This window comes from Hominisplanchenecus murintestinalis (genome assembly GCF_943193015.1).
In the GTDB taxonomy this organism is placed as follows: Bacteria; Bacillota; Clostridia; order Lachnospirales; family Lachnospiraceae; genus Hominisplanchenecus_A; species Hominisplanchenecus_A murintestinalis.
This window is the reverse complement of sequence record NZ_CALPCM010000009.1, coordinates 68,724-92,578: the sequence shown is the minus strand read 5'-3', so window position 1 is coordinate 92,578 and position 23,855 is coordinate 68,724. Positions and strand designations below refer to the sequence as shown.

Annotated in this window: 23 protein-coding genes, 1 pseudogene and 1 riboswitch; of the genes and pseudogenes, 9 read left to right on the top strand and 15 right to left on the bottom strand. The window is 49.5% G+C overall.

Annotation, left to right across the window (positions count from 1 at the left end; genetic code table 11):
- The first annotated feature begins 59 nt into the window (after positions 1-59).
- Positions 60-2,216, top strand: a complete 2,157-nt coding sequence (locus tag NFR99_RS05585) for a lectin like domain-containing protein (protein WP_251353164.1) — start codon at positions 60-62, stop codon at positions 2,214-2,216.
- A gap of 61 nt (positions 2,217-2,277) precedes the next feature.
- Here the strand turns inward: NFR99_RS05585 and hemL are convergent, their stop codons facing one another.
- The 5 genes from hemL to hemA all read right to left on the bottom strand — a co-directional run bounded on the left by hemL (position 2,278) and on the right by hemA (position 8,278).
- A complete protein-coding gene (gene hemL / locus NFR99_RS05580; RefSeq protein ID WP_251353163.1) occupies positions 2,278-3,558 on the bottom strand; it encodes a glutamate-1-semialdehyde 2,1-aminomutase in 1,281 nt (426 codons plus the stop codon).
- A complete protein-coding gene (gene hemB, locus NFR99_RS05575) occupies positions 3,558-4,544 on the bottom strand; it encodes a porphobilinogen synthase (RefSeq protein WP_199735686.1) in 987 nt (328 codons plus the stop codon). The genes hemL and hemB overlap by 1 nt, the downstream gene beginning before the upstream one ends.
- Before the next feature lie 16 nt (positions 4,545-4,560).
- Positions 4,561-6,075 carry a uroporphyrinogen-III C-methyltransferase gene (cobA, locus tag NFR99_RS05570; RefSeq protein ID WP_251353161.1) on the bottom strand — a complete coding sequence of 505 codons (1,515 nt, stop codon included), beginning with the start codon at positions 6,073-6,075 and terminating at the stop codon, positions 4,561-4,563.
- On the bottom strand, positions 6,072-6,977 hold the full coding sequence (gene hemC / locus NFR99_RS05565) for a hydroxymethylbilane synthase (protein ID WP_251353160.1): 906 nt from the start codon (positions 6,975-6,977) through the stop codon (positions 6,072-6,074). The genes cobA and hemC overlap by 4 nt, the downstream gene beginning before the upstream one ends.
- A gap of 71 nt (positions 6,978-7,048) precedes the next feature.
- Positions 7,049-8,278 (bottom strand): glutamyl-tRNA reductase, encoded by a 1,230-nt coding sequence (hemA, locus tag NFR99_RS05560; RefSeq protein ID WP_251353157.1) that lies wholly within the window; start codon positions 8,276-8,278, stop codon positions 7,049-7,051.
- A gap of 171 nt (positions 8,279-8,449) precedes the next feature.
- Positions 8,450-8,642, top strand: a riboswitch (cobalamin riboswitch).
- A 253-nt stretch (positions 8,643-8,895) separates the two neighbouring features.
- Between hemA and NFR99_RS05555 the strand changes: the two genes are divergently transcribed.
- The 6 genes and pseudogenes from NFR99_RS05555 (at position 8,896) to NFR99_RS05530 (ending at position 14,303) form a co-directional block, all read left to right on the top strand.
- Positions 8,896-9,642: an energy-coupling factor ABC transporter permease gene (locus tag NFR99_RS05555; protein ID WP_135975756.1), complete on the top strand. Its 747-nt coding sequence runs from the start codon at positions 8,896-8,898 to the stop codon at positions 9,640-9,642.
- A gap of 1 nt (position 9,643) precedes the next feature.
- Positions 9,644-9,940, top strand: coding sequence for an energy-coupling factor ABC transporter substrate-binding protein (locus NFR99_RS05550; protein ID WP_251353155.1), 297 nt, complete (start codon positions 9,644-9,646; stop codon positions 9,938-9,940).
- A 29-nt stretch (positions 9,941-9,969) separates the two neighbouring features.
- Positions 9,970-10,746: a cobalt ECF transporter T component CbiQ gene (gene cbiQ, locus NFR99_RS05545; protein ID WP_251353153.1), complete on the top strand. Its 777-nt coding sequence runs from the start codon at positions 9,970-9,972 to the stop codon at positions 10,744-10,746.
- Positions 10,743-11,351, top strand: a pseudogene (locus tag NFR99_RS15465) (energy-coupling factor ABC transporter ATP-binding protein); the annotation flags it as partial. The gene cbiQ and the pseudogene NFR99_RS15465, both read left to right, overlap by 4 nt.
- Before the next feature lie 270 nt (positions 11,352-11,621).
- Positions 11,622-12,413, top strand: a complete 792-nt coding sequence (locus NFR99_RS15460) for a sirohydrochlorin cobaltochelatase (protein ID WP_251353172.1) — start codon at positions 11,622-11,624, stop codon at positions 12,411-12,413.
- 18 nt (positions 12,414-12,431) lie between these two features.
- The gene (locus NFR99_RS05530) at positions 12,432-14,303 is read left to right on the top strand and encodes a heavy metal translocating P-type ATPase (RefSeq protein ID WP_251353146.1); all 1,872 of its coding nucleotides are present in this window, start codon (positions 12,432-12,434) and stop codon (positions 14,301-14,303) included.
- A 385-nt stretch (positions 14,304-14,688) separates the two neighbouring features.
- Here the strand turns inward: NFR99_RS05530 and NFR99_RS05525 are convergent, their stop codons facing one another.
- The gene (locus NFR99_RS05525; RefSeq protein WP_251353144.1) at positions 14,689-15,453 is read right to left on the bottom strand and encodes a 4Fe-4S dicluster domain-containing protein; all 765 of its coding nucleotides are present in this window, start codon (positions 15,451-15,453) and stop codon (positions 14,689-14,691) included.
- Positions 15,454-15,574: 121 nt separating this feature from the next.
- Between NFR99_RS05525 and NFR99_RS05520 the strand changes: the two genes are divergently transcribed.
- Together NFR99_RS05520 and NFR99_RS05515 are read left to right on the top strand one after the other, a co-directional pair.
- Positions 15,575-16,012, top strand: a complete 438-nt coding sequence (locus NFR99_RS05520) for an RrF2 family transcriptional regulator (protein ID WP_251353142.1) — start codon at positions 15,575-15,577, stop codon at positions 16,010-16,012.
- Entirely contained in the window at positions 16,005-16,202 is a 198-nt protein-coding gene (locus NFR99_RS05515; protein WP_251353140.1) for a hypothetical protein, read from the top strand. The genes NFR99_RS05520 and NFR99_RS05515 overlap by 8 nt, the downstream gene beginning before the upstream one ends.
- A 75-nt stretch (positions 16,203-16,277) precedes the next feature.
- Here the strand turns inward: NFR99_RS05515 and NFR99_RS05510 are convergent, their stop codons facing one another.
- The 9 genes from NFR99_RS05510 to cobT are packed head-to-tail and all read right to left on the bottom strand — an operon-like array spanning position 16,278 to position 23,836.
- Positions 16,278-16,928: a precorrin-8X methylmutase gene (locus NFR99_RS05510; RefSeq protein ID WP_251353138.1), complete on the bottom strand. Its 651-nt coding sequence runs from the start codon at positions 16,926-16,928 to the stop codon at positions 16,278-16,280.
- Positions 16,929-18,437 carry a cobyric acid synthase gene (locus NFR99_RS05505; protein ID WP_251353136.1) on the bottom strand — a complete coding sequence of 503 codons (1,509 nt, stop codon included), beginning with the start codon at positions 18,435-18,437 and terminating at the stop codon, positions 16,929-16,931.
- Positions 18,438-18,455: 18 nt separating this feature from the next.
- Positions 18,456-19,499, bottom strand: coding sequence for a pyridoxal phosphate-dependent aminotransferase (locus NFR99_RS05500; protein ID WP_251353134.1), 1,044 nt, complete (start codon positions 19,497-19,499; stop codon positions 18,456-18,458).
- 12 nt (positions 19,500-19,511) lie between these two features.
- Positions 19,512-20,492 carry an adenosylcobinamide-phosphate synthase CbiB gene (gene cbiB / locus NFR99_RS05495; protein ID WP_120483635.1) on the bottom strand — a complete coding sequence of 327 codons (981 nt, stop codon included), beginning with the start codon at positions 20,490-20,492 and terminating at the stop codon, positions 19,512-19,514.
- Positions 20,493-21,089 (bottom strand): histidine phosphatase family protein, encoded by a 597-nt coding sequence (locus NFR99_RS05490; RefSeq protein ID WP_120483637.1) that lies wholly within the window; start codon positions 21,087-21,089, stop codon positions 20,493-20,495.
- The gene (locus tag NFR99_RS05485) at positions 21,082-21,468 is read right to left on the bottom strand and encodes a bifunctional adenosylcobinamide kinase/adenosylcobinamide-phosphate guanylyltransferase (protein WP_120483639.1); all 387 of its coding nucleotides are present in this window, start codon (positions 21,466-21,468) and stop codon (positions 21,082-21,084) included. Before NFR99_RS05485 ends, NFR99_RS05490 begins: the two co-directional genes overlap by 8 nt.
- A gap of 18 nt (positions 21,469-21,486) precedes the next feature.
- Positions 21,487-22,257 (bottom strand): adenosylcobinamide-GDP ribazoletransferase, encoded by a 771-nt coding sequence (locus NFR99_RS05480; RefSeq protein ID WP_251353171.1) that lies wholly within the window; start codon positions 22,255-22,257, stop codon positions 21,487-21,489.
- A 4-nt stretch (positions 22,258-22,261) separates the two neighbouring features.
- Entirely contained in the window at positions 22,262-22,777 is a 516-nt protein-coding gene (locus tag NFR99_RS05475) for a bifunctional adenosylcobinamide kinase/adenosylcobinamide-phosphate guanylyltransferase (RefSeq protein WP_251353132.1), read from the bottom strand.
- A gap of 9 nt (positions 22,778-22,786) precedes the next feature.
- Entirely contained in the window at positions 22,787-23,836 is a 1,050-nt protein-coding gene (cobT, locus tag NFR99_RS05470) for a nicotinate-nucleotide--dimethylbenzimidazole phosphoribosyltransferase (protein ID WP_135975765.1), read from the bottom strand.
- Between the last annotated feature and the right edge of the window lie 19 nt (positions 23,837-23,855).

The following is a 23,855-nucleotide window of genomic DNA, read 5'->3' as shown; positions in this document are numbered from 1 at the left end:
CAAAGAACCAGGCCTAAAACAGTGAGTTCTATGATTCTAATATAGATGAGGAGTAATTTATGAATTTGCATAAAAATTTTGGAAGACGGATTTTAATATCTCTTGTTTTTGCCCTTACTTTTCTGCCGGTTCCGGGAACCGCCCTGGCCTCACAGCCTGCGGCGCCGAAACAGTCTCATTCACTGGAAGAGACTGTTTCTTCCATAAACAGCCTCGACAAAGAGACGGCCGCTCTGTTATCTGAATCCACAGATCCCGTGCTGCCCTCTTCCGGACTTCCGGCGCTGCCTTCCTACAGAAACAGTGCGGAGTATCCTCTGGCACGTGCCAGCCTTCCCACCCGGTATGATTCCCGCAGCCTTGGACTGGTAACCCCGGTCAAGAACCAGGACCCCTGGGGTTCCTGCTGGGCTTTCGGTACGCTTTCCGCCGGGGAATCCAGCCTGATTAAGAAAAAACTGGCGGACACCAGCATTGATTTATCCGAAATGCACCTGACCTATTTCTTTTTTCAGTGCCCTGCCGATCCTCTGGGACTGACAAAAAACGATACCGTCCGCAACAACACCGGAGAAAATTTCCTTAATACCGGAGGAAACAATTTATTTACCATGTTCGCCCTTTCAAAGTGGCTGGGAGCCGCGCCGGAATCCCTGGTGCCCTATTCCAACACGTCCTCCATCAATCCGGCATATGCTTACCAGGATACGGCGCATCTGCAGAATGCCCGTTTCGTAAACACTGCAGACATGAACTCCGTTAAGAACCTGATTATGCAATATGGGGCAGTTTCCACCTCCATTTACTACCATCCGACTTTTGAAAATGAGAACGGCGCGTACCTGTTTCCGGTTTCCAATTTCTCCACGAACCACATCGTGAGCATCGTCGGCTGGGATGACAATTATTCCCGCGACAACTTTGAAGTAATTTTCCAGGGTCGGAAAATTAAACCTTCCATCAACGGAGCCTGGATTGTGAAAAACAGCTACGGTACTTCCGGCGGCGACCAGGGATATCTGTATATCTCTTATCAGGACGCCTCCTGTATGCAGACCAGCGGCGATTACCTGAGCTATGCTTTCGATATGGAACGGGCTGACAATTACGACCACAACTACCAGTATGACGGTTCTTTCGGCTCCGGCTATATTTCAGCTATGAACGGTACTTCCATCGCCAATGTTTACAAGATAAATGCAAATTCCGGAAAGAATGAACAGCTGAAAGCTGTCTCTTTCTCTCTGTTTTCCCAAAACGTGAACTACAGCATCCAGATATACAAAAATCCTTCTTCCGGCAATCCTTCTTCGGGAAGCCCGGTATTCTCCACCCCCCAGACTGGGACTACCACCTACAGCGGCTACTACACGATTCCGTTAAAAGAACAGCCTGTATTTAACCAGGGGGATACGTTTTCCGTAGTGATTACCCTGAAATCCAGCGCTGGAGGAAGCATCGATTACTTTGTAGACCAGACATCTTCCTCCAACGCTGAGCTGCAGTTCGTTTCAAACTCTTCAAAGAACCAGAGCTTTTACAAATCCGCCGCTACCGACGATGAATGGATTGACCACCACTCCCTTGGTTCCGGGAAAACTGCCCGCATCAAGGCATTTACTGTAAACACCACAAAACCCGCCACTAAAGTGGAGCTGATTACCAATACCCTGAAGCGCCCCGCCCTTTCCTACCTGAAGCGGGTGAGCAGCAGCAAAGTACGGCTGAAATGGCGCTCCGTGAAAAATGCTAAAAAATATGAAATTTACCGCAGCACGAAAAAGAACAGCGGCTATCGTAAAATTGCCACTACATCAAAGACCACATTCACCAACTCCAGACTAACGCCGGGCGCTTCCTACTACTATAAAATACGGGCACGCCGGACGATAAATGGAGCGCCTGCATACAGCAAGCACAGTTCCGCGAAATCCGTCAAGCTGACACTTTCAGCGCCGCGCCTGATTTCTGCAAAGGCCTCCGGTAAAAAGAATGTAAAAGTGAAATGGACGAAAATTTCCGGTGTCAAAGGTTATGAAGTCTTCCGCTCCACTTCCAAAAAGCGAGGGTTTAAAAAAGTCAAGACACTGGGCAAGACTTCTTTCACCGATAAGCCTTCGAAAAAACGCGCCTACTACTATAAAGTCCGGTGCTACAACACCGTGAACAAAAAGAAAGTTTACAGCGGCTTTTCCTCTGTTATGAAAAGCCGCTGACAAAGAAGAACACTAAGCGAACATTGACATGATTTCTGAATACGTTTTTAAACCGACTCTTTTATATACCTGAAAAATACCCCTCAATCACATCCAGCGTCTCCCCGATTTCCTCCTCTGTGTGCGCGTCTGACAGAAATATCGCTTCAAACTGGGACGGCGCCATATGTATTCCCTGATTGAGCATATACCGGAAGTACTCTGAAAACGCTTTTGTATCTGACTGTTTTGCCGTGGCGTAATCGGTAACGGGATGCTCCGTGAAGAACATACATCCGAGAGACGCCACAGAATTAACCTGATATTCGATTCCTTTTTTCAGGAGTATTTTCCGGATGCCGTCAAACAGCATTTCCCCTTTCCGGCACAGGCGGGTATAAATCTCCTGATCCTCCCAGAGAGTTCGAAGCTGAACAAGCCCCGCCGCCATAGCAACCGGATTCCCACTCAGGGTGCCCGCCTGATAGACCGCTCCTGCCGGGGCTACCATTTCCATAATCTCTTTTCTTCCGCCGTATGCACCCACGGGCATACCTGCCCCGATAATCTTTCCATATGTGACCAAATCCGGACGAACACCATAAAAGCCTGCCGCGCCGCAGAAACCTAAACGAAATCCCGTGATGACCTCATCAAAAATCAAAAGCGCGCCGTGAGCGTCGCACAAATCACGAAGTCCCTGCAAAAATCCCTCCTTTGGAGGAACCACACCCATGTTGGCGGCCACTGGCTCGACAATCACCGCCGCTGCCCCGTCCCTGCTCTCTTCCATAAGCTGCCTTACACTATTTAAATCATTGTAGACGGCAATCATCGTATCCTGTGTGCACCCTTTCGGTACTCCGGCGCTGTCCGGCACGCCGCTGGTCATGACGCCGCTTCCTGCGCTTACCAGCATCGCGTCCGTATGCCCGTGGTAGCAGCCCGCAAATTTGATAATTTTCGTCTTCCCTGTATAGCCTCTTGCCACACGGATAGCGCTCATAACTGCCTCTGTACCGGAATTTACCATACGGATCATCTCCACATGTGGAATCCTTTCGCAGATAAATTCCGCCATTTCCACTTCTCTTTCTGTGGCGCATCCGAAGCTTAAGCCATTTTCACTGGCACGAATCACTGCCTCCCTGATTTTCTCATGGTTATGTCCCAGAATCATAGGTCCCCAGGAACCGATGTAATCTGTGTAGGTATTTCCGTCCGCATCAAAAACCTTACATCCCTCAGCCCTCTGAATAAAACGGGGCGCTTCTTCCACAGAGCCATAAGCTCTTACCGGGCTATTCACTCCCCCCGGAATCCTTTTTACAGCTCTTTCAAACAATTCTTCTGATTTCATCATTATCCTATTCTCCCTTCCTCTATGAAACGGGCGATTTCCTTTGCAAAATAAGTAAGATAAATATCGGTTCCCGCCCGGTATGCGCCTGCTGCCATTTCACAAATGATTCTGTCTTCCTCAATATACCCAAGCCTGGCTGCGGCTTTTACCATTGCATACTCTCCGCTTACAGAATAAGCAGCCACTGGAAGCTGTACCCTTTCTTTCACTTCCCGGACAATATCAAGATAGGACATGGCAGGCTTGACCATGATAATATCCGCGCCCTCTTCCACATCCAGAAATGCTTCTTTTATCGCTTCTCTACGGTTATGGAAATCCATCTGGTAGCTCTTCCTATCGCCAAATGAAGGAGCGGAACCTGCCGCATCCCGGAAAGGCCCGTAAAAAGCAGACGCATATTTTACCGCGTAGGACATAATCGGCGTTTCTTTATGTCCGGTTTCATCCAGCAGCGTGCGGATAGCCCGCACCCTCCCATCCATCATATCGGAGGGCGCTACCATATCTGCCCCTGCCTGTACATGGGAAAGCGCTGTTTTTGCCAGAAGCTTTAAGGTTCCGTCATTCTCCACATCATGACCGCGCAGAACGCCGCAGTGTCCGTGAGAAGTATATTCGCACATGCACACATCAGTAATCAGATACATGTCACTTCCTATCTCTGCCCTTGCTCTTTCCAACGCCCGCTGAACGATTCCATCCTGCGCATAAGCCTGGCTTCCCACCTCATCTTTATCGTCGGGAATCCCAAAAAACATCACTTTATCGACTCCCGCATCCAGAAGTTCCTCCAGCGCCTTTGGAAACGTGTCAAGGCTATAGCGGTACTGTCCCGGCATCGTAGGAATTTCTTCCTTAATGTTTTCCCCTTCTTTTACAAAAATAGGATAAATCAGAGAACTTTTATCTACCCTTGTCTCCCGAACCATCTTACGCAGGATTTGGCTTCCCCTTAATCTCCTGGGTCTGATATTCATATCCATCTTCTAACACCCCTCTTTAAAATTTATTCTTTTTCTTTAACTTTATCACCAGCTCAAGCACACTGTCTATCGTTGCTTTTTCTGCCATATAAGTTTCCATGCCGTACGCGTCTGCAGCGGCTTTTGTCTGCTTTCCGATACAGGCTGCACGCACTTTCGTATAATCAAGCCCTGGTGTGGCTTCCACAAATCCTTTCACGGTCGATGCGCTTGTAAACACTGCACAGTCAATCGTTCCTGCCTCAAATTCCTCTCTCTGGTCAATGATTTCCTGTGTCTCATAAAACGTATCATACGTAGCAATATCGGAAATCTTAAGTCCCGGTTTTTTCGAAAGTTCATCAAGAATTTCTTTATTTCCGATTTTCGCCCTTGGAACCAGAATATGCTCTCCCTCCCGGCATGCCTCACGCAGCGCTTTTCCAAGAGACGCCCCGTCAAAGACTTCCGGCACTAAATCCGCATACAATCCGCGCTCCAGAAGCGCCTTTTTCGTGCCGTTTCCAATAGCGGCGATTTTCACCCCGCCCAGCTTCCGGATGTCCGTACCTGATTTTTTCATCTCCTCAAAGAAAACCTTCACCCCGGTAGGGCTGGTAAAGGCAATCCACTGGTAACGCTCCAACTGACTCAGGGCATCATACAGCGCCTCCTGCTGTTCCAGAGGTTCCGTGCGGATAGCCGGAAGCTCCAGCACTTCTGCGCCCAGGAGCCGAAGCTTGGAAACCATCGTAGAAATCAAATCCCTTGGACGTGTCACCAGCACTTTCCATCCTGCCAGTGGAAGCTTTTCATACCATGCAAACTCTTCTGCAAGGGCGCAGACCTTTCCCACTACGATAATGGCAGGCGTTTCAATCCCCCGGCGTTTTACCTCCTCTTCCAGCGTTGATACTGTCGCCACAATCCTTTTCTGTCCGGCTGTCGTTCCTTTCTGCAGAACCGCCGCCGGCATATCTTTATCCATTCCGGCTTTTACAAGAGAACCGCAAATATCTCCAAGGGCGGTTACGCCCATCAAAAAGACAAGCGTTCCTTCCGTATGTACCAGCGCCTTAAAGTTAATGTCATACGCCTGCCCCTGCCTTTTATGACCTGTAATGATATGCAAAGACGACGTAAAATCCCGGTGCGTTACCGGAATTCCATTGTATGCAGGAACAGCGATAGGCGAAGTGACTCCCGGCACGACTTCATAAGGAATCTTCTCTTGTGCCAGAAGCTCCAGTTCCTCCCCGCCCCTGCCGAACAGGAAGGGATCTCCTCCCTTCAGCCGCACGACCCGGTATCCTTTCTTTGCTTCCTCTACAAGAATCTGATTAATCTGCTCCTGGGGCATCGTATGATTGGAAGCCCTTTTTCCCACATAAATACACCTGGCTGTATCGGGAATCTTTGAAAGTACCCCATGCCCCACCAGGCTGTCATAAACAACTACTTCTGCATTTTGCAGCGTTTCCATCCCTTTTAAGGTAAACAGGCCGACGTCTCCCGGCCCGGCGCCCACCAGCCAGACTTTTCCTGTTTTCATTCTGCCTGCTCCTCCTTTCTCGCTCTGCATGTTTCCCGCAGTCTCTGCGCAAGCGCAATGCCAAGCATCTCTGCCTCCGCTGTCTTTCCGGTAACCCTGCCTTTTTTATAATTTCCGGTCTCTTCTTCATAATAGAGTCCCAAAAGGGTAAGCGTCCCCTCTTCCACTACTGCGTGTGCCGCCACCGGAGAAGAACAGCCCCCATCCAGATATTTTACAAAAGCCCTCTCTGCCAGCGCCGCGCACACTACGTCCGCATCCTGAAAGCCCTCCAGAAAAGAAATATCCTCGCCAGCCCTGCCCTGTACCGCCAGAATCCCCTGCCCCGCGGCGGGAATCATTTCTTCCGGCTCAAAATATCGGGAAATCCTGTGGGCAAGCCCCAGCCGTTTCAGTCCCGCCGCCGCCAGAACCAGGGCGCCGTATTGCCCCTCCTCCAGTTTCCTTAGCCGTGTCTGCACATTTCCCCGGACACTTTTGCATTCCATATCCGGATACAGTTCTTTTAGCTGCAGCGTCCTTCTTAAACTGGAACATCCCAGCGGCTTTTCCGGATTCAGCTCCGTTTCTCCCTCCGGCAGAACCAGAACGTCTCTTGGATCCTCTCTTTTTGAAAATGCCACAAGAGGGAGATCCTCCGGCACTTCCATGGGCATATCCTTCAAACTATGTACGGAAAGGTCACTATGTTTCTCCAAAAGAGCCTTATCCAGCTCCTTTACAAAAAGCCCCTTTCCCCCGATTTTATCCAGCGTTCGGTCCAGAATCTTATCCCCGGTCGTTTTCATGGTCAGAATTTCCACTTCCATATCCGGATGCTTCTCCAAAATAAAATCCCGCACCATCTCGCTTTGTACGACTGCCAGCCTGCTGTCCCTGCTTCCAATCACAATTTTTCTCATCGATGCCTCCCTGCCGCCTTCCCGGTTTATTATCCCTATTCCTAACGATTCAGTTACCTTCATGATTATCTTTATTCTCTATACAGCTGTTCCAGTCCTTCCACACAGTTTTTAAACGCTTCCTGTTCCAGCGAATCCCTGAGTCCAAAAATCATTTTATTCACTACTTTTGCGGCAGCCGTATCAATAGCATTTAAAAGCTTCTCCCTGTCGGCGTCCTCCATCGGGGTTTTCCGAAGAATTTTCATAATGCGCAGGTTCAGATCCTCCACAGCTTCTTTCTTAATATCCCGGATTCTGGGAATCAAATCATGACCGTCATACCAGTTGTAAAATTCCTCCTGCTGTTCCGCAAGGATCACGCCCGCTTTATCCATCGACGCCTGCATTTTAGGAGAAAGTGTGTTAATTTTAAAACTGTCTATATCATAGAGCGTGACATTCGGAAGCGTCCCTGCAGAAGGCTCGATATCCCTGGGGACTGCCAAATCAATCAAAACCATATGTCCCGGAATATCCTCTTCCTCCAAAAGCTGCCTCGTCAACGTATAATTCGGGCTTGCCGTCGCGCTGACCGCCAGATCGCACTTCGGCAGAAATTCCATTCTGTCCCCGTAGTTAATCCTGTCGCAGCCCTTCGGAATGCTCACGATACCGCTTCGGTACTGCCTCACGGTTACGGTAACATCCGCCCCCGCTTCTTTAAGTGCAAGCGCCGCCAGTTTTCCCATTTCCCCGTTCCCGATTACCATACAGGTCTTTCCCCGCAGAGAAAAACCCTGGTTTTCCAGACAATCCAGCGCCTGATGGATAACCGAAATATTTCCCCTGGAAAAACTTACTTCTGTTTTCACCCTCTTTGCGGCCGTCACTGCCATGCGAAACAGCACCTCCAGCACATTATCCGTACAATAAGCTTCCCTGGCAAGCGCCAGGGCGTCCTTCACCTGGGTAAGAATCTGATCCTCCGCCAGAATCTGAGATTTCAGCCCGCTGGCAAGGTAAAAAAGATGCTCTACCGCCTCTTTCCCTGTCCTCTGTACAAAATACTCCCGGAATTCCCCCGGAACTTTCTCTTTCTCCCGGCAGAGAAACTCATACAGGGAACCCTGCCACTCCTCCTGCGCGCTTGCCCAGATTTCCATCCGGTTGCAGGTAGACAAAATGATACATCCCAGGACGCCCTGCTCGCTTTTCAGGCGTTCCATAGCCGTGGCCGCATTCTTTTTCGTAAAGGAAAAGCCCGCCCGGATGTCCACAGAAGCCCTGTTGTAGTCAATTCCAATCATGGAAATACCCATCGTTTTCAATCTCCCATATCTTTCGTTTCTCCGTCCGCGCGCCCATACGCTTACCTGCGCCCGGATTTTGCTTTTTCCATCTTAGCATAGAATTCTTTGGGGTTCAACTATGGATACGGAATCGAGCGCCAAATCCCAGTTGACAAAACCCTCAAGTATGCTACAATGAAAAAAGAATTGAATGTATAGGGTGCCTGCACTTCTATAAAGAAGTCCGGGAGAATAGGAAAGTTGAGTGAAAAGCTCACACGGTCACGCCGCTGTATGGACGGAGCTGCATCTCATTTACGCCACTGGGAAACTGGGAAGGCGGGATGCAGCGTTGATGCCGAGTCAGAAGACCTGCCCTGTGCACGCGATTTACACAGGTTACGAACGATGGCCTTGTGTAAGAACATGCTGGCTCATAGCATTAGTTTTGTCGTGTCGGAAAACTGATGGAACCTCTTGTTCTTCTGATAGCCTGTCGGAGAAATCCTGCAGGTTTTTTTGTTTCATAGAAAAATATTTTCCTATGAAACAAAAGCGATGCGCAGCTGCGCGCGCAGAACAAAAGTATACAAAGCACACTTTTGTTCTATTCAAACTATTTTTGTAAAATCAGAAAGGAGAAGAAAATGAGTAAAAAACAGAAACAAATCATCGCTTTGGCAGGTGTTTTCGCACTCACCTTCGGCATTGTCCCCAAAGTAAACGCCATGCACGTTATGGAGGGCTACCTTCCGGGAGGATTCTGTATCGCATGGGGCGCGCTCTGCCTGCCTTTCCTTGCGGCAGGATTTCTATCTATTAAAAAAACCTTAAACGAACACAGAAACCTGATTACCCTGCTGGCTATGTCCGGTGCTTTCGTGTTCGTCATTTCCTCGCTGAAAATTCCGTCTGTGACAGGTAGCTGCTCCCACATGACAGGAACAGGTCTTGGCGCGATTTTATTCGGGCCTTCCGCAGTTTCCATTTTAGGCCTGATCGTCCTGCTCTTCCAGGCAATCCTTCTGGCGCACGGCGGGCTTACCACGATTGGAGCCAACACTTTTTCGATGGCGATTGCCGGACCTTTTGTTTCCTACGGAATTTACGTTCTGTGCAAAAAGATGAACATCAATAAAAAAGCCGGCGTCTTTCTTGCCGCTACACTCGGCGATCTGTTTACATACTGCGTAACCGCCTGCCAGATGGCGCTGGCGCACAATGCGGACACAACGTTCGGCGCGGCTCTTGGCAAATTTCTGGTCGTCTTTGCGCCGACACAGGTTCCTCTTGCCATTATTGAAGGAATCCTCACAGTCATCATCGTTATGGGACTGGAAACTTATGCAAAACCGGAGCTTCGTGCAATCGGATATATAAAGGAGGCGAAATAAAATGAAGAAAACCGTTATCGCAGCAATCATTGCCGTTCTCTTAATTGCGTTTGTGCCATTATTTGCACTGAAGGACGCCGAATTTGGCGGCTCCGACGACGCCGGAAGCCAGGTGGTAGAAGAAGTCGATTCTTCCTATGAACCGTGGGCGGCGCCTGTTCTTGAAAAGATTCTCGGCGGCGAGCTTCCGGGCGAGGTAGAAAGCCTTCTCTTCTGTGTGCAGACGGGTATCGGCGTGGGCATTATTGCCTTTGTCATGGGACGTTTTGTTGAGCGCAAGAAATGGATGAAAGAATAACCGCATTTTCCTGGTGAAAGGAGTTTCCTATGATAATCATTGACAAGCTTTGTTACAATTCCAGGCTTAGATATGAAAATGCCAGTGAAAAGTTTGCCTTTGCAATGATTACACTGTTCATTTGTGTAATGAGTCGTTCCATTGCCGTGGCATGTATTGTGTTATCCGTTACAGGGATTCTTACCGTCTGCAAGGGGGGAATCCCTGTTTCCCGTTATCTCCATTTTTTAACGGTTCCCCTGGCATTTTTACTAATGAGCACCCTTGCGATTCTGCTGCACATCCGGCGTACGCCTATGGACTTCTTCGCGGTTCCCATCGGCGGCTGGTATCTCACTTCCAGCGTACATTCTTTTTTGTATGCCTTGCAGTTGATTCTCACCGCCCTGTCAGCAGTTTCCTGCCTGTATTTTCTTTCTTTTACAACGCCAATACCGGACATTCTGGAGGTGCTGCGTAAGCTACGCTGCCCGAAGCTGCTGATTGAACTGATGCTTCTCATTTACCGTTTCATTTTTGTACTCCTGGAAACTGCCTCGGCCATCCGCACTTCCCAGGACTGCCGTCTCGGAAACCGAGATTATAAAACAGCCCTGAAATCCTTTGGTATGCTTGGCTCTATCCTGATGATACGGGCGGTCAGCCGCTCTAACCAGCTATATGACGCTATGGAAGCCAGATGCTATGACGGCTCTATTCGGGTTTTATCCGAGGACAGGCCCCCCAAGAAAAAAGTAATTGCTGCTATTATCTTATTTGACACCGCATTGTTTTTATTTGCTCTGTGGAGGAGATTTTTCTTATGAAAACCAACGATGATATTATTTTAAAAGCTGAAAATCTGTATTTTTCCTATGACGCTGAAACTTCCCATTCCTTAAACGGGCTTTCCCTGGAAATCCGGCGTGGGCAGAAGATTGCTTTTATGGGAGCAAACGGCAGCGGAAAATCAACTTTTTTCCTCTGCTGCACAGGTATCCACAAACCGCAGTCCGGAACGCTTTATTTTCACGGAAAAGAGATTTCTTATACCAAAAAAGGTCTGCTTGATTTAAGAAGCAGAGTGGGAATTGTGTTTCAGGACCCTGACCGGCAGCTTTTTTCCGCCAGCGTCTACCAGGAAATTTCTTTCGGAATCCTGAATCTTGGCGTTTCGGAAGACGAAGCCAGACAGGAAGTCGAACATGTGATTGAAACCCTGGAAATCACCCCGTTCCGCCATAAACCCACCCATGCGTTAAGCGGCGGGCAGAAAAAGCAGGTATCCATTGCAGATATCCTGGTCATGCACCCGGAAATCATCATTCTGGACGAACCTGCCGCCGCCCTGGACCCCAAACATACTACTATGGTAAATCAAATCGTAGACCAGATGACCGAGGAAGGCATCACGGTTCTGATGGCCACCCATGATGTAAACTACGCCTACCAGTGGGCGGATGAAGTCATGCTGTTTCATGAGGGAAAAGTCCTTATGCACGGAACCCCCGCCCAGGTATTCGGAAATCGTGCTGCGCTCCATGCGACCAATCTGGAGCCCCCCGCAGTTCTGGAGCTTTTTGAAAGCCTTTGCAAAAAGGGAATCCTCAAAGCTTCCCTGCCGCTTCCAAAGGATTTACATACCCTGGAGTCCTACATTGCAGATATTAAAACAAACCCACACTACGGAGGAAAGAAAACATTGTCTACAGAAACAAAAAAAGCGATTCTGGCTGTCAGTTTCGGAACCAGCCACAACGACACAAGAGAAGTCACCATTGACGCCATTGAGCGGGATATGCAGAACGCCTTTCCCGACTACAAACTGTACCGGGCATGGACCAGCAAAATGATTATTAAAAAGCTCAAAAGCCGTGACAACATCCATGTCCATACTGTAAAAGAAGCAATGGAACAAATTCTTGCAGACGGTATCACAGATGTCGTGGTACAGCCTACCCATGTCATCAATGGGATCGAAAATGATTTGATGAAGGAAGACGTCCTTTCCTTCCGTGAGAATTTTCACTCTATCTCTTTCGGAGCCCCTCTTCTTACCAGTGAACAGGACAGTCTCCGGGTCATTCAAGCTGTCATAGAAGAATTTCCTGATTTAAAGCAGGAGGAAGCGCTTGTGCTGATGGGGCACGGAACCACCCATTATGCCAATTCCATCTATGCAGCCCTGGACTACACATTCAAAGACAAAGGCCACAAAAATATCTTTCTCGGCACTGTAGAAGCTTATCCTTCCATGGAAACGCTGATGAAAATGGTAAAAGATTATAATCCGTCTAAAGTCATTCTGGCGCCTTTTATGATTGTAGCCGGAGACCACGCCAAAAACGATATGGCCGGTGATGACCCGGATTCCTGGTACAGCCAGTTTGCGGCGGCAGGCTTTGAGGTAGAAGCTGCATTAAAGGGGCTTGGCGAGTATCCCGGTATCCGCCGTCTCCTGGTGGAGCACCTGAAAGCTGCGGATTCTGAGTAAACCGGGAGGTTTTCTATTATGTTGAAAAAAATCAATGATTTTCTCGCGGGAGTGCCCATGACGGCCGCAGGCGGTATCTTTCTTGTTATCAGCCTTGCACTGTCGCTTACGGGGATAACGCTTCCGCTTGACCCCGCCTGGGGAACGGTCATAATCTGCGGCATACCGCTTGTATACCTCTCTGTCTGGCGGATCCTCTGCAACCCTGGAATCAGCAAGATTTCCTCTGCCCTGCTGATTTCTATCGCTATGGCGGCGGCAATTGCCATCGGGGATTTATTTGCCGCCGGAGAGGTCGCTTTTATTATGGCTATCGGCGCTGTTTTAGAGGAAAAGACCACCCAGCGGGCAAAGAAAGGGTTAAACAGCCTTATCCAGCTCGCCCCGCGGCAGGGACGCAGGTTATCGGACGGAAAGGAAGAAATGATTGCCGCAGAGTCCATCCTGCCGGGCGATCTCCTGCGGGTTCTTCCCGGCGAAACCATTCCTGTAGACGGTGAAATCCTCTCAGGGACGACCTCTGTTGACCAGTCTGTTATGACGGGCGAATCCCTACCCGTCGATAAAACTGTGGGGGACAGCGTTTTTGGCGGTACGATCAACCGTTTTGGAACGGTAGACATCTGTGCTTCTAAAGTCGGTGAGGACAGCTCGCTGCAAAAGCTTATCCGTATGGTAGCGGAAGCGGAAAAGAAAAAAGCGCCGATGGCGCGCATTGCCGACCGGGCGGCGAGCTGGCTTGTCCCTGTAGCTCTGTTGATAGCGATAGCCGCCTTTGCCGTCACAAAAGATATCGTCCGCGCAGTGACGGTACTCGTCGTATTCTGCCCCTGCGCGCTGGTGCTTGCCACGCCTACGGCGGTCATGGCCGCTATCGGACAGGCCACAAAGCACGGCGTTATCATCAAATCCGGCGAAGCCCTGGAAAGAATGGGCAAAGTTGATACCGTTGCCTTTGATAAAACAGGTACGCTTACGAATGGAAATCTTACCGTTAAGGACATTTCTCCTCTTTCAGATACGCTGGACGAGACAGAGCTTTTACGCATCGCCGCTTCTGCCGAACGTTATTCCGAGCATCCTCTTGCCAAAGCCATTACCGCTTATGCCAGACAGCAAAATACAGAGCTGCTCGAAGCGGCAGATTTCCGGATGCTTTCTGGGAGAGGGATATCGGCAGTTATCCGGGGAGAAAAGATATTCTGCGGCAGCGCAGCTTTTCTTAAGGAACAGCAAATCGAAATCTGCGCTATGGCAGAACAGATACTGGAACAATTCAGAACGGAAGGGAAAGCGGTCATTCTAGCGGCAGATCAAAGACGGCTGCTCGGCGCTGTAACGCTCTCTGATACGCTGCGTGATACGGCAGCGTATACGATTAAGAAGCTGCGCAAAACAGGCACGCACGCTGTTCTGCTTACCGGCGACCATAAACAGACGGCAGAATATTTTGCAAAGCAGGCTGGTATTGAAGATGTCCGCGCAGAACTTTTGCCTGAACAGAAGGTATCGGAAATCACAGCTCTCCAGGCGGCTGGACGAAAGATTTGTATGATTGGCGACGGCGTAAACGACGCTCCCGCGCTAAAGACCGCCGACGTCAGCGTCGCTATGGGCGCAATGGGCAGCGATATTTCCGTAGAAGCGGCAGATATTGCCCTGATGAGCGATGATATCTCGAAAATCCCATATCTGAAACGGCTGTCCGACGCCTGTGTGAAAACCATCAAGCTCAGCATTTTTCTGTCCCTCTGCATTAATTTCCTTGCTATCACGCTCTCAATTTTGGGACTGCTGACGCCGACCACAGGCGCGCTGGTGCACAACTGCGGCTCCTGCCTTGTCGTGCTGATCGCCGCGCTTTTGTATGACCGGAATTTTCTCTACTAAACAATAACCGCTTATCGTTATTGCGGACTTCAATACGCTCTATAAGGGAATTTACAAGAGTTAGGGTAAGCTCCTTAATCGTAAACGGTACATATATAATGCATACCTGTACAAAACTGGAGCAAACCTGTATGATAGAAACAGATTTGCTCCAGTCTTATTATTTCACTTCAGATTCCTTTTACAAAATCCCATACTTCCAAAAGATACACTCCAAGTCTGCCCGGCTGATTTTCTCCGCCAGATAATATCCCTTGACGGTTGCCTCAACCCCCTCAAAGAAAATATCAAAATTGAACTATCCGCCGGTATCATAATATTTCCGCAGTTCCGCAAAGTCACGCTGCAGCCTTTCCGGCAAATCTTCCCGAAGTTCTATGATTTATTAAATATAAAGCTCGTTGCTCTTTCTCTCTGAACAGGCTTTTTTTATTGCCAATGCCGCAATTGAAACCATGGCTGCATTTACTTTACGGGCTGATTCAGGACATTCTGTAACGCATCGCATACAAGAAATACACTTCTTACTGTCCGCCGTTTTCAGATTCGCCCTGCTGATCGCCTGCGCCGGGCAATTTTTAGCACAAATCCCACAGCCTGTACAGTGCTTGTCTGCCTTGGGAACCAGACCAGCTCCTCCTGTTTTTTTGTAGGGCCGATTACCTGGTATTTGCAGTGCAGATGTACAGCCAGCTTTCTTAAGCTTATCAAAGATTTTTTCTCCAAAACTTTGCAGTTCACGTCTATCCTGCTGGTCGGGCCTGCCAGTGGCATACTGATGCATGATAGAATGCTCCGCAACTGCCCCAACAGCAGCAACCACATGGAATCCGCTCTGCTCGGCAATATCATTCAGTTCTACGAGTGTATCTTCATATGCACGATTGCCATATACGCAAACAATGATGCAACGTGTTCCGTTTCCATAAATTCTTTTGATCCTCTCGGCTGCGAGGGCAGGTACCCGGCCACCGTAAGACGGGACAGAAATGACCGCAACGTCATCCCCGGTAAAATCAACCACAGAGAAATCGTTCTGTGCATTGGTCAGATCAATTTCATTAACAGGGATATCCCACTGCGACGTAATAGTTTCTGCAATCTTCCTGGTTCCTCCGGTTGGACTAAAAATGATTTGAATGACTTTCATGATATACCTCCTGTAACTTTTAGAACTACACCAATTATAATCATGTGGAGGTGTAATGTCAACATTTACAGGATGCCTTTTGTATGCTACACTATAAAAATCAAAAAAAGGAGGACGTTCCATGCATATCAGCACAAAATGTTCTGTTGCGGTCCATTGCCTTGTTTTCATTTATGAATATGGAAATGTAAAAAAAGTGACCAGTGAGCTATTGTCACTATCTACAGGCAGCAATCCTGTCACAATACGGAACATCCTTAGTTCCCTAAAAAAAGCCGGCGTGATATCAATAAAATCCGGGACTGGCGGTGCCGCCCTGACTGCCCCATTGCAGGAAATAACCTTATACCGGATCTGTAAAGCAATAGAGCCGGATTTTATGAAAAAACTGATTGGCATCCATGCGATGCCTTCCCCTTTCTGCCCTGTTGGGAAAAACATCCATAAAGTATTGGACTGCTCTTATCAAAAGATTCAGGATGATTTATGTAACAGTTTGCAAGCCATCACAATGGAAAACATCATTGCAGATTATCACCGGAATACACAGGATGGGTGAAAAAGCAAATAAGGAGTATTCTGTCTGCCAAACAGGAAACCCCGGAGCTATTCTCTTCCCAGCTCTGTGGCTTTCAATTTACGGTCTTATTTCCATCCCATGTGCGATTTTGTTTTTGAACACAAAGAAAGACAGCGCAAAAAACATTTCTGCCTTCTACGCTGTTTTTCCACCTTTGCAACGCCCATAAAGTTGTATTTTGATGTATTTTCAAATTACTTCCTTATGTGGCGTTAGCAAATGACAGCCCCCTTTTTACGAAAGGTTACTTCCAGTAATCTCTCTCATTGTCAATCATATACAGCAGGGCGTTACAGATACATGCCGCGATATTGCTCCCGCCCTTTCTTCCCCTGGCGACAATGTAAGGCGCGTCAGTCTCCATAATCAGCTCCTTCGACTGCACAACATTTACGAAGCCTACGGGAACTCCTATAATCAAATATGGGGAAATTTTCTTCTCTTCTACCAGTTCATAAAGCCTGATCAGAGCCGTCGGCGCGTTTCCTATGGCGAAAATCAGGGGTTTTCCCATTTTGGCCGCCTTATCCATGCTGGCAACTGCCCTGGTACTGCCCTGCTCCTTTGCTTTCGCCGCCACATCCTTGTCTGACATAAAGCAGTACACCTCGCCCCCGTATTTCGCCAGCGCTTTCTTATTAATCCCCGCCTTTGCCATCTGGGTGTCCGTCACGATACAAGCCCCGTTTTTGATTGCATCCACAGCCTTTTCCACTGCGCCCTCTGAAAAGCACAGGCTGTCCGCATACTCAAAATCTGCGCTTGTATGGATACATCTCTTTACGATTAATTCCGTTCCGGGAATCAGCTTTTTCTCTCCTAATTCTTCCGTGATAATCTCAAAGCTCCTGGTTTCTATCTCTTTTGGTTTTACATTTTCAAGCGGCGCTTTCATCTAAATCCCCTCCTCAAGAATTTCATAAATTTTCTTCATATCCAGATGCTTCCTTAAACCGTCCGCCAGCAAATCATACTGGGTTTCCTTAAACTGCGCGAAGTCCACGCCTGTCATTTCAGAAACGTCAATGCCCTTTTCCTTTCCGATGGCTTCTACTACCCTCTTCGCCACCTGCTCCCGGTCAAAAATACCGTGGACATAAGTACCGTACACATTTTTACAGAAGGCCCCGTCCTGCTTTTTCTCTCCTTTTACCCCGTCCGTGATTTCGGTAAACGGCCGCGCCCCTTCGTGCAGCCTGCTCTCTCCCATATGGATTTCGTAGCCTTCCAGCGCTGTCCCCGCCAGCGTTTCCAGCGGGCCTTCTTCCGCCTCAAAGACGCCGGTAACCCTCGTCCTCGTCTTTGCCCCCTGAAACACCGTATCCATCGGGAGAAGCCCCATGCCTCTCATCTCCCCTCCGGCTTCCACATGCTCCGGGTCTTTCAGCGTCTCTCCCAGCATCTGGTAGCCGCCGCAGATTCCAAACACAATCTTTCCGTCCGCAGCCGCTTTCAGCACCGCGGCCTCCAGCCCGTTCTGACGCATCCACTGCAAATCTTCCATCGTATTTTTCGTGCCCGGAAGAATCACCATATCCGGGTTTTTCAGCTCATACACGCTTTTTACATAGCGCACGGAAACCCCCGGAATCACTTCCAGCGCATTAAAATCCGTAAAATTGGAAATCCTCGGAACCCGGATGACGGCAATATCAATCAGTTCTACGTCCTGTTTTCCCGAAAAACGCTCCGTCAGGCTGTCCTCATCCTCCACCTGGATTTTCAGATAAGGCGCTACTCCCGCTACGGGAATTCCTGTCTTTTCCTCCAGCAGCTTCACCCCCGGCTCCAGAATAGTCTTATCCCCACGGAATTTATTAATAATCATTCCTTTTACCAGCTTTTTCTCATCTTCTTCCAGGAGCATCAGGGTTCCTACAAGCTGTGCAAACACGCCGCCCCTGTCGATGTCCCCTACCAGAAGCACCGGAGCCTTTGCCATTTTCGCCATGCCCATATTTACGATATCTTCCGCCTTCAGATTAATTTCCGCAGGGCTTCCCGCCCCTTCTATCACGATAATATCGTATTCTTTCTCCAGCTTACCGTACGCCTCCAGCACTTTGGGGACGAGCTGCTTTTTGTACTGAAAGTAATCCCTGGCGCTCATCGTGCCGAGGACTTCCCCATTTACAATCACCTGGCTTCCCACATCATTCGTTGGCTTTAATAAAATGGGATTCATCAGAACCGAGGGCTTAATGCCTGCTGCCTCTGCCTGCATGACCTGGGCTCTCCCCATCTCCAGCCCTTCTTCTGTAATAAACGAATTTAAAGCCATATTTTGGGACTTAAAAGGCGCTGCCCGGTATCCGTCCTGTTTAAAAATCCGGCACAAACCCGCCGCAATCAGGCTTTTTCCCGCATTGGACATGGTGCCCTGAATCATAATCGCTTTCGCCATAACGATGTTCCTTTCTTTCTACTCCATGATTTCATGGAGCGTCTTTAAAAGTTTTTCATTTTCCTCCCGTGTGCGCACGGCAATTCTGTAAAATCCCTCTCCAAGACCTTCATAGTTGCCGCAGTCCCGGATGGAAATCCCCCTGTCCATGCAGTCCTTCCAAAGCCCCTTTTTCGCCTTAAAAAAAATGTAGTTTGCGCTGGAACCATAAACAAAAACACCTGTTTCTTTAAGCTTTTCCAGCAGATATTCCCGCTCCCCGGCAATTTTTTCCATAGTAACCCGCACATATTCCTTCTCCTTTAAGGCTGCGATGCCTGCAGCCTGCGCCGCCACCGACACATTCCAGGGCTGCATCACTGCCCGCATCTGCGCGAGCAGCTCCCCGTTGCTGCACAAGCCGTACCCCAGACGGATTCCTGGCATCGCATATTTTTTGGTAAACGCTTTTAGCACAAACAGATTGTCATACACATCCAGCCAGGGCTTCAGCGTATACCGCTCCGGTTCCCTTACAAAGTCCACAAAGCATTCGTCCACTACAAAAAGGGCATTTGATTCCCTGCATTTATCTGCAAGCTTTCTCAAAAACTCCACCTCAGTCAGAACCCCGGTGGGATTATTAGGATTGCAGAAAAATACCATATCCACATCGCCTGTAATCTTATCCGGCAGACTTTCCTGTGGGACAAATCCCTGTTCCTCTTTTAAATAGCAATAGGCAATTTCACATCCGACAGCGCGCAGAGCCTGCTCATACTCTGCAAAAGCAGGCGCAAGCAACAGCGCTCTCCGGGGCTTTCTTGCCAGAGCCAGCCCAAAAATCAAATCTGCCGCTCCGTTTCCGCAGATAATCCCTGAAGCCGGAACTCCCTCTTCCTCTGCCAGCGCTTCCCGCAATTTCCGGCACTGTACATCAGGATAATGACAGATAAACCCTGCCGCTTCTGCCACTGCCTGTTTTACCCTCTCCGGCGTGCCATACGGGTTACAGTTTGATGAAAAGTCTATGGCGTGAGGATAGCGGTAAATATCCCCTCCGTGAATATGTAGCTTTGTCATGTCCCTTCTCCTTTAACACATGGCAATAACCGCCATGATTCCCATCCTCAGAGCTGCAAAAAGAAAAGCTCCCAGCACGGCGCTTCGATACAAAAGACAGTTCGCTCTTCTGATATCTTCATACTCTATTGGGCGGTCTGCATCTCCAATCGTCGGTTTTTCATAAAGCCTGCCAAAATACCAGGCATCTCCCGCAAGCTGTACATGCAGGGCGCCCGCCATCACTGCCTCGGTCTGGGCGGAATTGGGGCTTGCATGGTTATACCTGTCCCTGAAAAAGATTTTCCCGGCATTTTTTCCGTCAAACCCTCCCATATAAGAAACGGCAATCATCAGCCATGCAGAAATCCTGGAGGGAAGATAGTTCACCGCATCGTCAAGCTTTGCCGCATATCTCCCAAAGTTCAGATACTTTTCATTCTTATATCCCACCATAGAATCCATCGTATTCACGCTTTTATAAAAAAACATCAGAGGAGCTCCGCCGAGCGCCATATAAAACAGTGGTGCAATCACCCCGTCCGAGGTATTTTCCGCCACCGTCTCCACGGCCGCCTTCGTAACGCCCTCCGCTGTCAGGTTTTCCGTGTCCCTTCCTACAATCATCGAAACGGCGTATCTGGCTCCCTTCAGATTCCCCTCTTCCAGCTCCCTGTAGACCCGCATACTCTCCTCTTTCAGAGATTTCGCCGCTATCATCTGATAGCACCAGAAGGTTTCCAGCGCCAGTCCCAGTCCTGTGTGCACATGATACGCCCCATACAAAAGCAAAAGCGGAATCCCCCCCCCAAACACGCTGATGAGGATTACCAGAAACAATCCCGCTATCCTCTCTCCTCCCGGCGTATCCGGAAATATCTTCCGCAGCCCTTTTTCCAAAAAGGAAATCCCGTTTCCGATCACCCGTACCGGATGATACAGCCACCGGGGATCTCCTGCGGATAAATCTATCAAAAAGCCCAAAATCAGAGCCAATGCTGTCCACTTCACCATTTAAAACTGTCCTCTCTCTACCGAACGGATTTGCCTTTTTTTATCCCAAAGCCCACGCTCCAGCGTCAGTTCATAATATTCTCCGTTCTTTATCTGCCACTTGAAATACTCCCCGGATGGGACGGCAAACCTGCACAGGATACTCATAACCGTACCGCCGTGGACAACCATAGCCGTCTGACGTCTCCCCTTTGCCCACGCATCCTCCACACACTGTTCAAAACCTTTTTCACAGCGTTTCCTGAACGCTTCCTGACTCTCTCCCTGAGGAAACGGCAGAGTCCCGCCGCTGTCAATCCACGCCTGATAGCGGGCGTCTCCGGCCAGCTCCTTATAATTTTTATTTTCAAACGCCCCGAAGTCACATTCCGCCAGCAAATGATTCCTCCCGCACGGAACACCGGGATAAATCTCCCCTGCCGTTTCCAGGCACCGCCGCATCGGGCTGGTATACACATACTCCGCCGGAGGGTACTTTTTCTCCCGCAGCAGACGGATTCCCTCCCGGCATAAAGGTTCATCCGTCCGGCTTCCTATATATCTGCCCAGCATATTCCCGTATGTTTTCCCGTGGCGTATCAGAATCACCTTAAGCATCCTTGAGTACCGTCCCGATTCCGCACACCACCCGTATTACCTGGCTGCTTTTTGCCGCAATCTCGGTGCAGATGCGCCCCGCTGTTTCCCGGTACTTCCTGTCGAACGCATCTACGGGAACCACGCCGCATCCCAGCTCATTCGAAATCAGCAGAATCCGGGGATTCGAAGCCTGAAGCCTGTCCGCAAGCCCCGCAAGATCCCATTCTTCTTTCAGTCCCTTTTTCACCCATTCATGAAAATGATACATACACCTGCACTGGAAAATTTCTTCAAAGGATGCCAGCGCCCCATCCGTCATCTCCGCATCTTTCAGCCCGAACCGGAGCTTCGCATATTCCTTTTTTCCCTGAAAAGCGCCGCCTGTCACCAGCTTCATAAGTCCTGTTTCTCCTTGTCACATTCTTGTAATCATTTCTCCTGCCACGCTGGAAAACGCAATCACCAATTCGCATATCTGCGTGTGAAATCCCGCTAAATCCCCTGTAATGCCCCCAAACTCTTTCCTTGACATCTTATAATAATACAGATATTCCAAAGCAGCCCCCAGCACGGCGCAGCCCCCGATGACCGGGTTGTACCACAGCATCAGAGCGGTACAGACAACTGCATAAAAGATAGAAACTGCTTTCACACAAGTTTTCTGCGCCCCGTCGGAAAATGCCGCTGCAAGCCCGGTATTCTTTGCCATCGGAAAAGCGGCAATAGAAAATCCCGCCAGCGCCCTGGACAAGACAAACCCTATACACACCACCGGAAGCCCGGTAAGCGTCAGCTCATGATATATGCCCAGATACGCCAGAAAATACACTACAGCCGTGAGGATTGCAAATGCTCCTGCATGGGAATCCTTAAGGATTTCCAGCTTTCTCTCCCTTGACTGATACGAATGCAGAGCATCCGAGGTGTCAAGAAGCCCGTCCAGATGAATCCCGCCCGTCACCATGACAGGGATCAAAAGAAGCGCCACGGCATAAAAGGTACGGCTGTTCACAAGCCGTATCCCCCAATAGCCCCACATCCAGGAAAGCCCCCCGATGATAGCGCCAATCAGCGGAAAGAAGCACATGATATACCTCATATTTTCCTTTGTCCACTCGCTTTTCGGCATCGGTATTTTTGAATACATGGAAAAGGCAATTTTAAAACTGTTCCATAATCTTCCCATCATTCTATCCTTTCCGCACCAGGGGAATCCCGTATACCACCTCTGTCACTCTGGCGGCGAGCTTTGCGATTTCCCGGTTCATCTCTCCTAAATATGCCTGGTATCGGGTTGTCTCCGCATCGTAATCTATGCCGTCGGAAAAGATTTCATTTGTGACAATCACAAGCTGTTCCGCCTGAGCATCTACCTTCCTGATGCCTTCCAGAATCTCGGAAACCGTATCCTCCTTTGCTCCGTCCTCCCGGAACATTTCATTTGCAGTAAGGTTTGACATGCACTCCAAAAGCACACAGGCGCCCTCCGGTATTTCCACAGTTTTCAGTCCCGTATAGCACTCAATCGTCGTAAAGTTTTTCTCTGCCCGCATCCTCCGGTGCCTGTCAATCCTTCTGCGGCTCTCTTCATCAAAGGGAAACATCGTCGCGATATAAATTCTGTCCCTGTCCCCAAAATCCATAACAACCTGTTCCGCATAGGCAGACTTTCCGCTTCCGCTTCCCCCTATAATCAATGTTATCATCGGCTTCTCCTAATCCAACGGCTGATAAGCCTCCATTCCCCAGTCTCCAAAGTCATCCATGCTGTGATAAACTGCCAGCCCTGTGTCCAGAAGCGGGAAAAGATTCAGCGCGCCCGTTCCCTCGCCCAGACACATATCGCAGTGCAGAGGCGCTTCCTTTCCAAGCCGTTCCAGAAGCAGCGCGCCCGCCGGTTCCTTTGACACATGGGACGCCAGCATATAGTCCTTTGCCAGCGGGCACATTGCCGCCGCCGCCATCGCCGCCGTAGCGGAAATCACTCCGTCAATCACGACTGGAATATGGAGCGCGGCTCCTCCCAGATAGAGTCCCGCAAGGGCGGCAAGGTCAAAACCGCCTACCTTTGCCAGCACGTCCACCGCATCGTTTTTGTCCGGCTTATGAAGCGCTACCGCTTTTTTTATCACGTTGATTTTCCGCATCAGCCCCTCGGTGGAAAGCCCGGCTCCCCTCCCGGTCATCTGCTCAACCGGAAGCTCCAGAAGCACAGACGCCACCGCACTGCTGGTCGTAGTGTTTCCGATTCCCATCTCCCCGGTAGCAATCATCTGGTATCCCTTTTCCTTCATCATCTCCGCTACTTCGATTCCCGTCTCAATGGCGCGTATCGCCTGTTCCCGGCTCATGGCGGGCTCTTTTGCCATATTTTTCGTCCCATAGGCGATTTTGCGGTTCAGGATGCCAACCTCTGCGGCAACACCCACATCCACAGGAAACATATCGCACCCCACGCTTCTGCACATAATGCTGGAGGCCGCCTTTCCCGAAAGAAAATTTTCTGTTACCAGAGCTGTTATCTCCTGCCCGCTCTGTGTGACTCCTTCCTCCACCACGCCGTTATCCGCGCACATAGGAACCAGCACCCTTTTCTCCAGGCGGACGTTCGGATTTCCTGTCATCCCCGCTGCCTGCACCACCATATCCTCCAGCTTTCCCAGGCTGTGGAGCGGATGCGCAATGCCATCCCAGCGCTTTCTGCTGTACTCCATCGCCGCCTCGTCAAGAGGTACGATTTTCTCTAACGTTTCCTGCAAATTCATGTGTCTCTCCTCCTTACTT

Excerpts from the sequence above, each read along its gene's own strand:
- NFR99_RS05530 (WP_251353146.1), top strand. The coding sequence starts at position 12,432 with ATGTTGAAAAAAATCAATGATTTTCTCGCGGGAGTGCCCATGACGGCC.
- cbiB (WP_120483635.1), bottom strand. The coding sequence starts at position 20,492 with ATGGTGAAGTGGACAGCATTGGCTCTGATTTTGGGCTTTTTGATAGAT.
- cobA (WP_251353161.1), bottom strand. The coding sequence starts at position 6,075 with ATGAAAACAGGAAAAGTCTGGCTGGTGGGCGCCGGGCCGGGAGACGTC.
- NFR99_RS05525 (WP_251353144.1), bottom strand. The coding sequence starts at position 15,453 with ATGAAAGTCATTCAAATCATTTTTAGTCCAACCGGAGGAACCAGGAAG.
- hemA (WP_251353157.1), bottom strand. The coding sequence starts at position 8,278 with ATGGGTATTTCCATGATTGGAATTGACTACAACAGGGCTTCTGTGGAC.
- NFR99_RS05505 (WP_251353136.1), bottom strand. The coding sequence starts at position 18,437 with ATGGCGAAAGCGATTATGATTCAGGGCACCATGTCCAATGCGGGAAAA.
- NFR99_RS05550 (WP_251353155.1), top strand. The coding sequence starts at position 9,644 with ATGAAGAAAACCGTTATCGCAGCAATCATTGCCGTTCTCTTAATTGCG.
- NFR99_RS05500 (WP_251353134.1), bottom strand. The coding sequence starts at position 19,499 with ATGACAAAGCTACATATTCACGGAGGGGATATTTACCGCTATCCTCAC.
- NFR99_RS05490 (WP_120483637.1), bottom strand. The coding sequence starts at position 21,089 with ATGCTTAAGGTGATTCTGATACGCCACGGGAAAACATACGGGAATATG.
- NFR99_RS05510 (WP_251353138.1), bottom strand. The coding sequence starts at position 16,928 with ATGAAAGCGCCGCTTGAAAATGTAAAACCAAAAGAGATAGAAACCAGG.
- NFR99_RS05480 (WP_251353171.1), bottom strand. The coding sequence starts at position 22,257 with ATGGGAAGATTATGGAACAGTTTTAAAATTGCCTTTTCCATGTATTCA.
- cobT (WP_135975765.1), bottom strand. The coding sequence starts at position 23,836 with ATGAATTTGCAGGAAACGTTAGAGAAAATCGTACCTCTTGACGAGGCG.
- NFR99_RS05585 (WP_251353164.1), top strand. The coding sequence starts at position 60 with ATGAATTTGCATAAAAATTTTGGAAGACGGATTTTAATATCTCTTGTT.
- NFR99_RS05555 (WP_135975756.1), top strand. The coding sequence starts at position 8,896 with ATGAGTAAAAAACAGAAACAAATCATCGCTTTGGCAGGTGTTTTCGCA.
- hemL (WP_251353163.1), bottom strand. The coding sequence starts at position 3,558 with ATGATGAAATCAGAAGAATTGTTTGAAAGAGCTGTAAAAAGGATTCCG.
- NFR99_RS05515 (WP_251353140.1), top strand. The coding sequence starts at position 16,005 with ATGGGTGAAAAAGCAAATAAGGAGTATTCTGTCTGCCAAACAGGAAAC.
- NFR99_RS05485 (WP_120483639.1), bottom strand. The coding sequence starts at position 21,468 with ATGAAGCTGGTGACAGGCGGCGCTTTTCAGGGAAAAAAGGAATATGCG.
- cbiQ (WP_251353153.1), top strand. The coding sequence starts at position 9,970 with ATGATAATCATTGACAAGCTTTGTTACAATTCCAGGCTTAGATATGAA.
- NFR99_RS05520 (WP_251353142.1), top strand. The coding sequence starts at position 15,575 with ATGCATATCAGCACAAAATGTTCTGTTGCGGTCCATTGCCTTGTTTTC.
- hemB (WP_199735686.1), bottom strand. The coding sequence starts at position 4,544 with ATGGATATGAATATCAGACCCAGGAGATTAAGGGGAAGCCAAATCCTG.
- NFR99_RS05475 (WP_251353132.1), bottom strand. The coding sequence starts at position 22,777 with ATGATAACATTGATTATAGGGGGAAGCGGAAGCGGAAAGTCTGCCTAT.
- hemC (WP_251353160.1), bottom strand. The coding sequence starts at position 6,977 with ATGAGAAAAATTGTGATTGGAAGCAGGGACAGCAGGCTGGCAGTCGTA.